This window comes from Flavobacterium hibernum (assembly GCF_000832125.1).
Lineage (GTDB): Bacteria > Bacteroidota > Bacteroidia > Flavobacteriales > Flavobacteriaceae > Flavobacterium > Flavobacterium hibernum.
In genome coordinates this window covers 73,676-88,404 of record NZ_JPRK01000020.1, presented here as the reverse complement: position 1 = coordinate 88,404, position 14,729 = coordinate 73,676, and the positions used below count along the sequence as shown (strand labels likewise).

17 protein-coding genes are annotated in these 14,729 nt (G+C 32.3%); 13 read left to right on the top strand and 4 right to left on the bottom strand.

Going from position 1 to position 14,729, the window contains the following annotated elements; all coding sequences use genetic code 11:
- Window positions 1-149, top strand: a 149-nt coding sequence (locus tag IW18_RS23465; protein WP_131676010.1) for a T9SS type A sorting domain-containing protein, incomplete at its 5' end; no start/stop codon positions are given.
- Between the two features lie 169 nt (window positions 150-318).
- Window positions 319-2,100 carry a T9SS type A sorting domain-containing protein gene (locus IW18_RS20320; RefSeq protein ID WP_041519999.1) on the top strand — a complete coding sequence of 594 codons (1,782 nt, stop codon included), beginning with the start codon at window positions 319-321 and terminating at the stop codon, window positions 2,098-2,100.
- 74 nt (window positions 2,101-2,174) lie between these two features.
- On the opposite strand, the gene IW18_RS20315 is transcribed toward IW18_RS20320, so the two are convergent.
- A complete protein-coding gene (locus IW18_RS20315; RefSeq protein WP_041519998.1) occupies window positions 2,175-3,032 on the bottom strand; it encodes an MBL fold metallo-hydrolase in 858 nt (285 codons plus the stop codon).
- 85 nt (window positions 3,033-3,117) lie between these two features.
- Window positions 3,118-4,044, bottom strand: coding sequence for a hypothetical protein (locus IW18_RS20310; protein ID WP_041519997.1), 927 nt, complete (start codon window positions 4,042-4,044; stop codon window positions 3,118-3,120).
- A gap of 382 nt (window positions 4,045-4,426) precedes the next feature.
- Here IW18_RS20310 and IW18_RS20305 point away from each other — a divergent pair, with 382 nt between their 5' ends.
- From IW18_RS20305 to sufD, 6 genes are all read left to right on the top strand, one after another.
- Entirely contained in the window at window positions 4,427-4,756 is a 330-nt protein-coding gene (locus tag IW18_RS20305; RefSeq protein ID WP_041519996.1) for a HesB/IscA family protein, read from the top strand.
- A 94-nt stretch (window positions 4,757-4,850) separates the two neighbouring features.
- Window positions 4,851-6,299, top strand: a complete 1,449-nt coding sequence (gene sufB, locus IW18_RS20300; protein WP_041519995.1) for a Fe-S cluster assembly protein SufB — start codon at window positions 4,851-4,853, stop codon at window positions 6,297-6,299.
- 7 nt (window positions 6,300-6,306) lie between these two features.
- A complete protein-coding gene (locus IW18_RS20295; RefSeq protein WP_041519994.1) occupies window positions 6,307-6,795 on the top strand; it encodes a flavodoxin family protein in 489 nt (162 codons plus the stop codon).
- A 13-nt stretch (window positions 6,796-6,808) separates the two neighbouring features.
- A complete protein-coding gene (gene sufC / locus IW18_RS20290) occupies window positions 6,809-7,555 on the top strand; it encodes a Fe-S cluster assembly ATPase SufC (protein WP_041519993.1) in 747 nt (248 codons plus the stop codon).
- A gap of 84 nt (window positions 7,556-7,639) precedes the next feature.
- Window positions 7,640-8,029 (top strand): four helix bundle protein, encoded by a 390-nt coding sequence (locus tag IW18_RS20285; protein WP_041519992.1) that lies wholly within the window; start codon window positions 7,640-7,642, stop codon window positions 8,027-8,029.
- A 110-nt stretch (window positions 8,030-8,139) separates the two neighbouring features.
- Window positions 8,140-9,456, top strand: a complete 1,317-nt coding sequence (gene sufD, locus IW18_RS20280) for a Fe-S cluster assembly protein SufD (RefSeq protein WP_041519991.1) — start codon at window positions 8,140-8,142, stop codon at window positions 9,454-9,456.
- A 355-nt stretch (window positions 9,457-9,811) separates the two neighbouring features.
- On the opposite strand, the gene IW18_RS23240 is transcribed toward sufD, so the two are convergent.
- Entirely contained in the window at window positions 9,812-9,979 is a 168-nt protein-coding gene (locus tag IW18_RS23240) for a hypothetical protein (RefSeq protein WP_160113213.1), read from the bottom strand.
- Between the two features lie 4 nt (window positions 9,980-9,983).
- Window positions 9,984-11,333, bottom strand: a complete 1,350-nt coding sequence (locus IW18_RS20265) for a serine hydrolase domain-containing protein (RefSeq protein WP_041519988.1) — start codon at window positions 11,331-11,333, stop codon at window positions 9,984-9,986.
- 221 nt (window positions 11,334-11,554) lie between these two features.
- Here IW18_RS20265 and IW18_RS20260 point away from each other — a divergent pair, with 221 nt between their 5' ends.
- The 5 genes from IW18_RS20260 to IW18_RS20240 all read left to right on the top strand — a co-directional run bounded on the left by IW18_RS20260 (window position 11,555) and on the right by IW18_RS20240 (window position 14,659).
- Window positions 11,555-12,769, top strand: coding sequence for an aminotransferase class V-fold PLP-dependent enzyme (locus tag IW18_RS20260; protein WP_041519987.1), 1,215 nt, complete (start codon window positions 11,555-11,557; stop codon window positions 12,767-12,769).
- Window positions 12,770-12,781: 12 nt separating this feature from the next.
- Window positions 12,782-13,207, top strand: a complete 426-nt coding sequence (locus IW18_RS20255) for a hypothetical protein (RefSeq protein WP_041519986.1) — start codon at window positions 12,782-12,784, stop codon at window positions 13,205-13,207.
- A 2-nt stretch (window positions 13,208-13,209) separates the two neighbouring features.
- Window positions 13,210-13,635: a SufE family protein gene (locus IW18_RS20250; protein ID WP_041519985.1), complete on the top strand. Its 426-nt coding sequence runs from the start codon at window positions 13,210-13,212 to the stop codon at window positions 13,633-13,635.
- 115 nt (window positions 13,636-13,750) lie between these two features.
- Entirely contained in the window at window positions 13,751-14,074 is a 324-nt protein-coding gene (locus IW18_RS20245; protein WP_041519984.1) for an SUF system Fe-S cluster assembly protein, read from the top strand.
- A gap of 75 nt (window positions 14,075-14,149) precedes the next feature.
- A complete protein-coding gene (locus tag IW18_RS20240; RefSeq protein WP_041519983.1) occupies window positions 14,150-14,659 on the top strand; it encodes a DUF2480 family protein in 510 nt (169 codons plus the stop codon).
- The last annotated feature ends 70 nt before the right edge of the window (window positions 14,660-14,729 follow it).

Here is a 14,729-nt window from a genome sequence, read left to right as displayed (position 1 = left end):
ATTCATTAGGACAACTAGTAAAATCATTCGTATTCGATTCTGGAGATACTAATAATACAATCAATTTATCTGGCTTGCCAAAAGGAATTTACTATGTATACTTAATTAACGAAGATGCTGCTTCGGCTAAGAAAGTAATAGTAGAATAATTACAATTAGTTAACCAAAAATCCCATTTTCGACATACTGAAAATGGGATTTCTTTTAACATAACATCGACGTTTATTTTAAAATACTTTAAATTAGTCAGTTTTTATTTAATAAATTGTGAGTAAATATCGTATTATTGCGAAACCAAAAATTTACAAATTTTATCCCATGAAAATAAAATTACTTTTACTGCTATTTTTAGCAAATTTTTCTTTTTATGCACAAACCAACTTAGTTCAGAATGGAGGTTTTGAAAGCTGGACAAATAGTATAACACCAACAAACTGGACTGTTGAAAATAGTGCTAAACAAAACACTTCAAGTTATTTTAGGGGATTTAATAGTATACAGCTATCTACTTTTTCTACTCTGCCAAAAATAACTACTCAAATCCATATGAAGGCTGGTGTAACATATACAATTAAATTTAAGCATAAATTTATAAGCCCTGATTACAAAAGTTCTCGATTTCCAAGAGTTACCTTAGAAATCAGCAATAATGGAACCTCAAAATATTCTAATATTAAGGACATTGATACTGAATGGAGAACATTTGAAGCCACTTTTACGCCCGATCAAGATCTAAATTACGATTTTAGTATTTCTTTGTCAGGTTATCAGAACTACGAATTTCTCGCTGCCATAGATGAAGTTATGGTATATGTTCAAGGAACCGAAGAATATACATATATACCAGATCGATATTTTGAATTGAGATTAAGAGATCGTGGCGTTGATGTAGGAGATATAGACGGCCTAGTACTAACTTATTGGATAAACACACTAACTTCTTTAAATTTAGAACCTGATTTGGCGTTATATATCACAGATTTAACAGGCATTCAAGATTTTTCAGCGTTGTCTTCTCTAGATTGTTCCCGCAACAAGTTAACCACCTTAGATTTATCTAAAAACACTGCATTAACCAAGCTTGACTGCAGTTCGAACAATTTAACTATTCTTGATCTATCTGCACAAACAAAAATAACTTCTTTAAAGTGCAACAGTAATAAAATAACTAGTCTTGATCTTTCAAAGCAAACTGGCTTAAATTATGTTTCTTGTTTCAACAATACGCTAACTTATTTAAATCTAAAAAATGGCAATAACACCGCTATTTACTGGAATGGTACTGATCCCGGAGGTTTTACTGGAAATTCCAATTTGACCTGTATTTTGGTAGATGATGTAATCTATTCGAATAAAAACTGGATGAAGAAAAAAAACGGTATTGCCACTTATTCGCTAACATGTGATGGAAAATATACAGCTATTCCTGATTCAAATTTTGAGAACAAATTAATTGCTCTCAATATAGATTCGGGGCAGCCCGATGGAAAAGTGCTTACATCTACTATCTCCTCATTAACCACATTAGATGTATCCGCCAGTTCAATTACAAATTTAAATGGGATTGAGGATTTCATTAATCTAACTAATTTAAATTGTTCTGAAAATAAATTAACCTCTTTAGATTTTTCTAAAAATACAGCATTGACAGTTTTAAATTGTGAATCAAATAATCTTTTTAACTTCAATCTTAAAAATGGCAAAAACACTCTTTTAATTAATACTAGCATATCATTTAAAAACAACCCAAATTTAAAATGTATTCAAGTAGATAATGAAAATTACGCCAATACAAATTGGGAAACTAAAAAAGATGCTTTAGCTTCATATTCTGCAAGTTGTACATTAGGCATCGAAAATTCAGTTTTTGATAAAGTCGTAATGCATCCGAACCCAACAAAAGGTGAAGTAAACATTACCAACATTTCATTAGAAAAAGCAACCGTTTATAATTCATTAGGACAATTAGTAAAATCATTCGTATTTGATTCTGGAGATACTAATAATACAATCAATTTATCTGGTTTGCCAAAAGGAATTTACTATGTATACTTAATTAACGAAGATGCTGCTTCGGCTAAGAAAGTAATAGTAGAATAATTACAATTAGTTAACCAAAAAATCCCATTTTCGACATACTGAAAATGGGATTTTTTTTGTTTTAAAGTTTCTTTTTAAAGAATTTCTTCGCAAGTAAAAACTTCTTTCAACCGAACACCTTTTTCTGTATGTTCGACCGTTATAATTTGATTGTGTGCATCATGCTCTAAAAACAAATAATAGTTTTGATCAGCAGCAGCGTTTAAAAATTTTGACTTTTCCGGCATTGTCAGCAAAGGTCGCGTATCATACCCCATAACATATGGTAACGGTAAATGTCCCGCGGTAGCCAACAAATCAGCACAAAAAACAATGGTTTTATCTTGATACTTAATATGTGGAATCATTTGTTTTTCGGTATGGCCATCAACATAATAAATCCCGAAATTCATTTCTTCAGAAAATCCAAAATCACCTTCTGGACGTTTTACAAAATTCAACTGTCCGCTTTCCTGCATTGGTAAAATATTCTCTGAGAGAAAAGAAGCTTTTTCGCGAGCATTAGGTTTTGTTGCCCATTGCCAGTGATTTTCGTTTGTCCAGAATTTTGCGTTTTTAAAAGCCGGCTCATAAAAAGTTTTATCTGAATTCCATTGTACACTTCCTCCACAATGGTCAAAATGCAAATGTGTCATAAAAACATCGGTAATATCATCTCGGCTAAAGCCATATTTTGCCAACGATTTATCTATAGAATGTGATCCCCAAAGTGAGTAATAGCCAAAAAACTTTTCAGATTGCTTGTCGCCCATTCCTGTATCAATCAAAATCAAACGATTTCCATCTTCAATAAGCAAACAGCGCGCAGCAATATCAATTAAATTATTGGCATCGGCAGGGTTGGTTTTGTTCCAAATTGTTTTCGGTACAACGCCAAACATAGCACCACCATCTAACTTAAAATTTCCGGATTCTATTGGGTAAAGTTTCATAAAAATAAATTTCTAATATAGAAACAAAGCTAGGAAATTGGATTTCCTTATGCTAAAAATTTTCCTTTAAAAACTCAAAACTTCCTTATTCTAGCGTAATAGAAGAACTTCCCATAATTTCTTGTTTGTCAAAGAAATTGACAAAATAGGTTCCTTTTGCAAATGGATTTTCATCAGAATTTAAAACTCCGTACACATTAGTCGCTTTTCCCTGATAATCTAAGCTTACAATAAAACTGTAAACCAAAGCTTTATCGTCACCAAATTCAATTAATTTATTTTCACCCAAAACCGTATTTTTTTGATCTAAAACCTGAATATAATACACTTTCTTTCCTGTTTTTGCCACAGGATTTCCGTTGACTGAAAAACTAATTTTAAGCTTTTTTACGCTTTTGGCTTTGTCTGTTTCAAGTTCTTTTCCTGAATTTTTTTCTCGTAGTGCAATTACTTTAAAATTATTCAACGTTAATTTTGAAGCATCTTTAAGTGTTGATTCTAATTTTTTTTGTTTTGAAATTAATGTGTCATTTTCGGCCTTCTGTTTGTACATGACCACGTTTTGACTTTCAATTTCGGTAAGTAGATTTTTATTTTGAGATTTTAATGTAGTAACCTCAATACCTTTAGAAGCTAAAGCAGCTTTCAAATCAGACATCTGTCTTCGATATACTTGAATTTGTTCTTGAGAAGGATTTTTAGAAGCATTAATAATTTCCATTAAATTTTCAATATTCTTCCTTTCAATTTCTAATTGTTGCGACAATGCCGTTTTTTCAAGTATTGCTGCATCATAGGCCAATTTTAAATTCATCAAAGAATCTAAAATATTCTTTTGAGCAAGAGATTCTCGATTGGGTTCGACAACCGGTTTTTCAATTGTTACAACTTTAATTTTTTCATCCTTTTCATTTGTCTCCCTACTAAAAATAAAGACTGTAGCACCTATTCCAAAAACAAAAAACACGGCTAAAAGTGCTTTAACCCACTTATCTTTGTATTGTTTTTTCATAATTACTGACAATTTATCGCAAAAATACCATTATTTCACGATTTAAAACAGGTATAAGTACGGTTTTTTTAACAAATATCAAGCATTGTTCTCATTTAAATGCTTGTAAAAAATATATTTCTTAAAATTATTTTCAACTATTTTAAAAATATCATTTAGCAGATTTATCTATAGTCAATTTATAAATTCAGCAATCAAAATAAGTTCTATCTATTTTAACATTTGTTATATTAATGTGAACCGTTATGGAAAAAGGTTTTTAAGTCGTATCTTTGCAGATAATTTCATTTGAACATTGAACTACAGTACTTTAAAAAGTAATCCAATAATTACTTTTTAGACCGTAAATTCAAATGAAAGCTAAAAACAAATACCATAAACAATGATAAAAGTTTCTGATACAGCCAAAAAGAAAATCATCGACTTAATGAAAGATGATGGTTTTGATGCTGCTAGCGATTACGTAAGAGTAGGCGTTAAAAGTGGTGGATGCTCTGGTTTGTCTTATGATTTAAAATTTGACAAAACTAAAGGCGACGACGACAAAATATTCATAGACAACGACATAACAATTGCAGTTGAAAAAAAATCATTCCTTTATTTAGCCGGAACAATTTTAGAATTTTCTGGAGGATTAAACGGAAAAGGTTTTGTATTCAATAATCCAAATGCAAGCAGAACTTGTGGTTGCGGAGAATCTTTCTCTCTTTAAAATAATTAAACGATTGCAAAATTTAAAGATTTAAAAATTACAGAAGTGATTTTATTTAAATCCTTCAATTTTTGAGTCTTTCAATAAAAAAACAATGAGCAAATACACAGAAGACGATTTAAAAATCGAACTCGAGACAAAAGAATACGAATACGGATTTTACACTGATATTGAATCAGAAACGTTTCCTATTGGTTTAAACGAAGATATCGTGAGAGCTATTTCTCTTAAAAAAGAAGAACCTCAATGGATGACCGATTGGCGTATTGAGGCTTTTCGTGCATGGAAAGAAATGATTGAGCCAGAATGGGCAAATGTTCATTATGTAAAACCAGATTTTCAGGCAATATCTTATTACTCAGCTCCAAAACAAGTTGATCCAAATAAAACGTTGGACGATGTTGATCCGGAACTTTTAGAGATGTACAAAAAATTAGGTATCTCTGTCGACGAACAAAAAATGATGAACAATGTCGCTATGGATATTGTTGTCGATTCTGTTTCTGTAGCAACTACTTTCAAGAAAACATTAGCCGAAAAAGGAATTATTTTCTGTCCAATTTCAGAAGCTATCAAAGAACATCCTGAATTAGTAAAAAAATATTTAGGAACTGTTGTACCGCAAAAAGACAACTTCTATGCAGCATTAAACTCAGCAGTTTTCTCTGACGGAAGTTTCTGTTATATTCCAAAAGGTGTTCGTTGCCCAATGGAACTTTCAACTTACTTTAGAATCAATCAGGCAGGAACAGGACAATTCGAAAGAACGCTCGTTATTGCTGATGCAGGAAGTTACGTTTCATACCTTGAAGGCTGTACAGCTCCTAGTCGTGACGAAAATCAATTGCACGCAGCTGTAGTTGAATTAATTGCCATGGACGATGCAGAAATTAAATATTCTACCGTTCAAAACTGGTTTCCTGGAAACAAAGAAGGAAAAGGTGGAGTTTACAACTTTGTAACTAAAAGAGGTTTATGCGAAACAAACGCTAAAATTTCTTGGACACAAGTAGAAACAGGTTCTGCTGTAACCTGGAAATACCCTTCTTGTGTATTAAAAGGAGACAATTCAGTAGGAGAATTTTATTCGATCGCTGTAACTAATAACTTCCAACAAGCAGATACAGGTACTAAAATGATCCATTTAGGTAAAAATACCAAATCGACCATTATTTCTAAAGGTATCTCTGCTGGTAAATCACAAAACAGTTACCGCGGATTAGTGCAAATTAGCCCTAGAGCAGATAACGCAAGAAACTTTTCTCAATGTGATTCTCTATTAATGGGTAACAATTGTGGAGCACATACTTTTCCTTACATCGAAAGTAAAAATCCATCTGCAAAAATAGAACACGAAGCAACGACAAGTAAAATTGGAGAAGATCAGGTTTTTTATTGTAACCAAAGAGGTATCCCAACTGAAAAAGCGATTGCCTTAATTGTAAACGGTTTCAGTAAAGATGTATTGAACAAATTACCAATGGAATTTGCTGTTGAAGCTCAAAAATTATTAGAGATTTCTTTAGAAGGATCTGTAGGTTAATTGCAAAATGGAAGGTAAAAAAGTAATCATTTTAGGTTCATCCAGAAAAAACGGAAACACAACCCGAATTGTGGATGAAATTTCTAAAGATACCGGAATAGATGTAATTGATTTAAGTGATTATAATATTTCTTATTATGATTATGAAAGCAAAAACAGAGAAGATGATTTTTTGCCTTTAATAAAAGGCATCATCGAAAAATACGACACTTTAATTTTTGCAACGCCAATTTATTGGTACAATATGAGTGGAATAATGAAGGTTTTCTTTGATCGTATATCGGATTTAATCCGAATTGAAAAAGAAACCGGACGAAAACTAAGAGGAAAAAAAATTGGTGTGATATCAAATTCGCACGACAATGAAATCGAAGATAGTTTTTACATTCCGTTCAAAAAATCAGCCGATTATTTAGGCATGGAGTATTTAGGACACGCGCATTTTAATGCCAATATCCTAAACCAAACAACAAAAATAGAATTGACATTTATATAAAATAAAAAAAACAATGTTATCAATAAAAAACCTTCACGCCTCAATTGGTGATAAAGAAATCCTGAAAGGAATTAATATAGAAGTTAAAGCTGGTGAAGTACACGCCATCATGGGACCAAACGGTTCTGGAAAAAGTACACTTTCGGCTGTTATTGCCGGAAACGAAAACTACGAAGTTACTGAAGGAGAAGTTTTCCTTGACGGAGAAGATCTTGCTGATTTAGCTCCAGAAGAAAGAGCACACAAAGGAGTTTTCCTTTCTTTTCAATATCCTGTAGAAATCCCTGGAGTAAGCGTAACTAACTTCATGAAAACTGCAATCAACGAAACTCGTAAAGCAAACGGACAGGAAGAAATGCCTGCAAACGAAATGCTAAAAGTAATTCGTGAGAAATCTGAATTATTAGAAATTGATCGTAAATTTTTATCTCGTTCTTTAAACGAAGGTTTTTCCGGAGGAGAGAAAAAAAGAAACGAAATTTTCCAGATGGCAATGTTAGAACCAAAATTAGCAATCCTTGACGAAACTGATTCTGGTCTTGATATCGATGCTTTAAGAATTGTTGCTAATGGAGTAAACAAATTAAAAAGCGAGAAAAACGCAATTATCGTAATCACACACTACCAACGTTTATTGGATTATATCGTTCCTGATTTCGTTCACGTACTTTACAATGGAAAAATTGTAAAATCTGGTGGAAAAGAATTGGCTTACGAATTGGAAGAAAAAGGATACGACTGGATTAAAGCGGAGAATTAAATTTGTTTCAAGTTTCATGTTTTTTTTAGTTTCAAGTTGAGCTACATTTGTAGGTTTAAACTTAAAAACAAAAAAAACAGAAATATGGCAACAATCAAAAGATTTGAGGATTTAGAAATTTGGAAAGAAGCTCGACGATTAGCGAAAGAAGTTCATCTTATCGCAATTCATACAGAGTTAAGATCAGATCTCAGATTCAAAAATCAAATAAAAGCTTCTTCTGGCTCAGTGATGGACAATATTGCTGAAGGATTTGAAAGAGATGGAAATTTAGAGTTTCGTCAATTTCTATCAATAGCAAAAGGTTCTGCAGGAGAAACAAGATCTCAGCTTTATAGAGTTTTTGATTTTGAATATATTTCGGAGCAAAAATTTGAAGCTTTAAAAACAGATTACGGAAATTTAAGTGGTAAAATAAAAAACTTTATTACTTATCTCAATAAAAAAGATTTCAAAGGAAATAAGTTTCAGTAGAAAAAACTTGAAACTTCAAACCTGAAACAAAAAAACGGATTGCAAAGTAACAAGTCACAACAGGCAACCTGAAACTTGAAACCTGAAACACCGAAGGAAACAAAAACAAAATGGATTTAAAAGAAAAATTAGTATCGTCTTTTATGGCTTTTGAAGAGCGTGTCGATGTACATTCAGATTTACATGACGTTCGCACGAAAGCACTAAAAAACTTTGAAAATAAAGGTTTCCCAACCAAAAAAGAAGAAGCTTGGAAATACACATCGTTAAACGCCATCTTAAAAAATGACTTTTCGGTTTTTCCTAAGCAAGAAAATTCAATCGAATTTAATCAGGTAAAAAAATACTTTTTACACGAAATCGACACTTACAAATTAGTATTTATTGATGGTGTTTTTAGTTCGCATTTATCTTCTACAACTCACGACGGAATCGATGTTTGCTTAATGTCATCGGCATTAACTAAACCAAAATACAAAATGATTATTGACACTTACTTTAATCAAATTGCTAGTAAAGACGAAAGTTTAACTTCGTTGAATACTGCATTTGCTTGTGAAGGTGCTTACATCAATATTCCAAAAAAGAAGGTAGCCGACAAACCAATTGAGATCATGTATTTCTCTACAGGAAATGAAGCTGCTTTATTGGTTCAACCTAGAAATTTGATTATTGTTGGAGAAAATTCACATGTTCAAATTATCGAGCGTCACCAAAGTTTGAACGAAAATCCAGTTTTAACCAATTCGGTTACAGAGATTTTTGCTCAAAAACGTGCAATTGTTGATTATTACAAAATCCAAAACGACAATAGCGAAGCTAATTTAGTTGACAATACTTATGTTTCTCAACAACAAGAAAGCCATGCTTATGTACATACTTTTTCGTTTGGAGGAAATCTAACTCGTAACAACTTAAACTTTTATCACTTTGGTGAAAGATTAACAAGTACGCTTAACGGAATTTCTATCCTTAACGATAAGCAACACGTTGATCATTATACTTTGGTAAACCACGCAACGCCCAATTGCGAAAGTTTCCAGGATTATAAAGGAATTTTCTCTGATCGCTCGACAGGAGTTTTCAACGGAAAAGTTTTGGTTGAAAAAGAAGCTCAAAAAACAAACGCTTTCCAAAAAAGCAATAATATTTTATTGAGCGATAAAGCAACTATTAACGCAAAACCACAATTAGAGATTTTTGCCGATGACGTAAAATGTTCTCACGGTTGTACAGTTGGACAACTTGACGAAACTGCTATGTTCTACATGCAATCTCGTGGAATTCCTCAAAAAGAAGCTAAAGCTTTATTGATGTATGCATTCTCAAATGCCGTAATAGAAAGCATTAAAATACCAGAATTAAAACAAAGAATTACTAAAATCATTGCCATGAAATTAGGCGTGAATTTAGGATTTGATTTGTAGATTTTCTTAACCGCTAAGAGCGCTAAGATTTACGCAAGGTTCGCAAAGTTTTATATAAGCTTTGCGAACTTTGTGTTTTATAAAAGTTTTGAGCTTTTAATTTTTAAGTTTTTTTCTAAAGAAGAATAAAAATGCTGAAAAGATTGTACAGAAAATAATTGCAGAAATTTCCTGAATCCATATACTGTAAATCAAAAAGCCAAAGCTTCCAATAAGAATTATTGTGCAAACTAAATATTGCAAAAATCTCAAATCATCACTCAATTTTAATTTCATAAAATCATTAATAGTTTTTAATTATATCATAAAAGTTCGCAAGGTTTATTACAAACTTGCACACTTTGCGGTTAACTCCTTAACCTCTAATTTTTATGATTGACAATATAATACTTAAAAAAATCAATCCCAACCCAAGCAATAAACAAATACTACTTAATATTGGACCAACTTTTACAGTCCAGGCAATTCCATTTAACACAAAACCAACAATAAATAAAATTGCTGGATGTAAGACCTTTTTCATAAAATTATTTTTTTACACTTTCAATTATTCCCTTTAGAAATCCATTAAAATCAAATCCTTGCTCCTCTTCCTTTAGCCCCATTCTCACAATTACCATATCCAGAGACGGAATAATCGCCACCATTTGTCCTTGATAACCACTGCAATAAAACATATCTCGAGGAACATCAGGAAATTTTCCTCCAGCATTAAGCCAAAACTGTGCACCATATTTTCCCTCAGAAGTATTTGTTGGTGTTGCTGTATATTTTACCCAACTTTCGTCCAGAATTTGTTCGCCGTTCCAATTTCCTTTATGCAGATACAATAGTCCAAATTTCGACCAATCTCTTGCCGTTGCCCATCCGTAAGATGAACCTACGAATGTTCCAGACATATCTTGCTCAACAATCATGGAGTTCATTCCAATTTTATCGATTACGGCACTGTACCAAAAATCAAGATATTCTTGTTGCGATTTAAACTGCGCTTTTAAAATTCGGGATAATAAATTTGTTGTTCCAGACGAATAATTCCAATGCGTATTTGGTTTAAATTGAGCCGGTTTATCCATTTGTACTTTTCCCATATCTTCAGCCTGAAAAAGCATTTTTGTGGCGTCGCAAATCGTACTGTAATTCTCTTCCCATTCTAAACCGGAATTCATATGTAACAAATCGTTTATGGTAATAATTTTACGATTGTCATTTTTCCATTCGGCAATTGGAGCCGGTTTATAAATATCAATTTTTCCTTGTTTGGCCAAAACTCCAAAAGCTGAACTTGTAATGCTTTTTGTCATCGACCAACCCAAAATTTTGCTGTCTTTGTTAAATTCGGTATCGTATTTTTCAGCGATTAATTTGTCTTTATATAAAACAACAACGGCGCGCGTACGTTTTGTTTTCCCTCCATTTTTATCAAAAGAATCGTCAACTGCTTTTTTCAATTTTGAATAATCTACGTTCGCGAAAGCAGAATCTTTTGGTTCATTATTTCCATACGGAAAAGGCAAATTATTTACCAATTTTGTTCTTTTAGGCAACAAATAAGGTTTCGAAATATCAAAATCATCATTAATTAAAATCGCTCCCAAACCTTCACGATAAATTGCTTTTCTTTCTTTTAAACCATAAACATTTGATGTTGCAAATTTCTCTGCATCGTTAATTGCATTCGTCGCCAAATCGATCATCTTAATATCGTTGTCGGTTTTTTCGATTAATTCTTTCGGGCGATTATCTATAAAATGCGCAGAGGCAATACTTTTGGCAGAGAAGCCGGAAATCAAATCAAGTTTCGGATAAGTTGTAAATCCGAAATACAAAAAAGCAAGAATCAAGACAAGGGCAAGTACTTTGAGAAATTTTTTCATAATGATTTAGGATATTTTTACTGCAATATAAATAATTTATCTTCACGATATTAGAACCTAAATTACAAATCTGATTCGGATAATTCATTAAACCAAATTGATTTTTACAGAATCAGTATTTACATCTTACAACAATGGTACTATAAAAGGAAATTATAGAATAGCCGTAGAAACCAATTTAGTTTTAGTACTTTTGTAAATAGAATTTTTCTAAATAAGACATGCTAGACATTCAAAAAATAAGAGCTGATTTTCCGATACTTTCGGAAAAAGTTAACGGAAAACCTTTGGTATATTTTGACAACGGAGCAACTTCACAAAAACCACAAATTGTGATTGATGCTGAGGCAAAATATTATCAGGAAATAAATGCCAATATTCATCGTGGTGTTCATACTTTAAGTCAATTGGCAACTGATGCTTACGAGATTTCGAGAGTAAAAATCCAACATCATATCAATGCTAAATTCTCTCATGAAGTTCTTTTTACATCTGGAACTACACATGGAATCAATTTAGTAACCAATGGTTTTGCTTCAATTTTAAAACCTGGAGACGAAGTTGTCGTTTCATCATTAGAGCATCATAGTAATATTGTGCCTTGGCAAATGTTATGCGAAAAAACGGGAGCAACTCTTAGAGTTATTCCGATGAACGAAGATGGCGAACTGATCATAGAAGCTTTTGATGCTTTATTATCAGAAAAAACTAAGGTTGTTACGGTAAATCATATTTCGAACGCATTAGGAATCATTAATCCTATTAAATATATTATTGAAAAAGCTCACGCTTTTGGCGCTGCTGTTTTAATCGATGGTGCACAAGCTGTTCCACATTTAAAACCTGATGTTCAGGATTTAGATTGCGATTTTTATGCTTTTTCAGGACATAAAATGTGCGGTCCAACCGGAACTGGAATTTTATACGGAAAAGAGGCTTGGTTAAATAAATTACCTCCTTATCAGGGTGGTGGCGAAATGATTAAAGAAGTTACTTTCGAAAAAACGACTTATGCTGATTTGCCTCATAAATTTGAAGCTGGAACTCCAAACATTGCTGGTGGAATTGTACTTGGAACTGCTGTTGATTATTTAAACAATATTGGTTTTCATAATATTCACAAACACGAAGAGCATTTATTAGAATATGCTACAAAACGTTTACTAGAAATTGAAGGTTTAAAAATTTACGGAACAGGAAAGAATAAGGCTTCGGTAATTTCGTTTAATATTGACGGAATTCACCCTTACGATATCGGTTCAATTATAGATAAATTAGGAATTGCTGTTCGAACAGGACATCATTGCGCACAACCTATTATGAACTTTTTCTGTATTCCGGGAACTATTCGTGCTTCATTTTCTTTTTACAATACCAAAGAAGAAATTGATGTAATGGTCGAAGCGGTTAAAAAGGCTAAAACCATGTTAAGCTAAAAAAAACTTTTTATGAGAATATTATCTTTATTGCTTCTAACGATTATAATCGGAACAAGCTGCTCAAGCCAAAAGAAAACAGACATGAAATCTACTCAAATTGAATATTCTGCTGTTTCACGTGGCCTTTACAAAAAGATAGTTGTTCACAATCAAATGGTTTCAGTTACTAATGGCCGAAATAGTGAAGCTGTTGAAAACAAAATAAGCGACTCGAAATGGAAACAGATTGTGTCGGAATTTTCAAAAGTAAATTTAGACACCTATTCAGCTTTAAAAGGCCCAACTGAAAAACGCTTTTACGACGGTGCCGCAATTGCAAATTTAAAGATAATTCAGAATCAGAAAATATACGAAACGCAAGGTTTTGACAATGGCTATCCTCCAAAAGAAATAGAAAAATTGGTAAATTTGCTACTGGATTTTACGAAAGAATAATTATGACAATAAAAGAAATACAAAACGAAATTATAGACGAATTTTCGATGTTTGATGATTGGATGCAACGTTATGAGTACATCATCGAATTAGGAAAAAGTCTTCCGTTAATCAAAGAAGAATACAAAACAGACGAGAATTTAATTAAAGGTTGTCAATCAAAAGTTTGGTTACAAGGTGAGCAAAAAGATGATAAAATTGTATTCACGGCTGACAGTGACGCGATTTTAACCAAAGGAATTATCGCAATTTTAATTCGTGCATTTTCGAATCAAAAAGCAGAAGATATTATAAATGCCGATACGCAATTTATTGACGAAATTGGATTAAAAGAACACTTATCTGCAACTCGTGCAAACGGATTAGTTTCGATGATTAAAAACATCAAAATGTATGCTTTAGCTTTTGATGCAAAAAATAAGAATTAAAGTTTTTTGCCACGAATTTTACAAACTTCCCGAATTATAAGGATTCTATTTAAATAAAAATTCGTGTTGATTAGTGAAATTCGTGGCGAAAAAACAAAAAAACATAAACAAGAAAATGGAACAAGAAATAGACACAAACGAATTAGGAGAATCAATTGTAAAAGTTTTAAAAGGCATTTACGATCCAGAGATTCCTGTAGATATTTATGAGTTAGGATTGATTTACGACGTAATGGTTAACACTGATTATGAAGTAAAAATCTTGATGACTTTAACATCTCCAAACTGCCCTGTTGCAGAAAGCTTGCCAAGAGAAGTTGAGGAAAAAGTAAAAACAATTGAACACATCAAAGATGTTGATGTTGAAATTACTTTTGATCCGCCTTGGACTAAAGATTTAATGAGCGAAGAAGCAAAATTAGAATTAGGAATGCTTTAAAAAAGTATACAGTTTTCAGTTTTCAGTAGCAGTGTTCAACTGCTACTGAAAACTGCTACTGAAAACTAAAAAGAAATGGAAGAAATTATCAATAAAGTTGCCAATAGCGCCTTAGAAGTATTTGATCTTGAGGATTATTACCCAAAAGGAATGCGTGTACAAATAGACATTTCGCAATGGCTTTTAGAAGGCTTTTTGTTGAAAGAAAAAGACTTTAGAGAACACTTAAAAAATCATAATTGGTCGCAATATCAAGATCAATATGTAGCGATAAATTGTAGCACAGATGCTATTATTCCTGCATGGTCTACTATTTTAGTAGCGATTCAATTAGCTCCGTATGCAAAAAAAGTAGTCGACGGAACTCTCGAAGATTTAGACGCTAGTTTGTATGAAGAAATTTTAAGCAAGCTTGACTATTCCGCATACAAAAACATGCCGGTTATTATAAAAGGCTGTTCTAGAAAACCTGTTCCAATGAGAGCTTATATTTTGGCCTCAACTTACTTACAACCTTTTGCAAGAAGTATAATGTACGGAGAAGCTTGTTCAGCTGTACCATTATACAAAGAACCTAAGAAATAACCTCCTTTTACAATCCATAAACACCGTAGCTTTTAACAGTTTTTTAGTATATTTGTTCTTACACATCTAA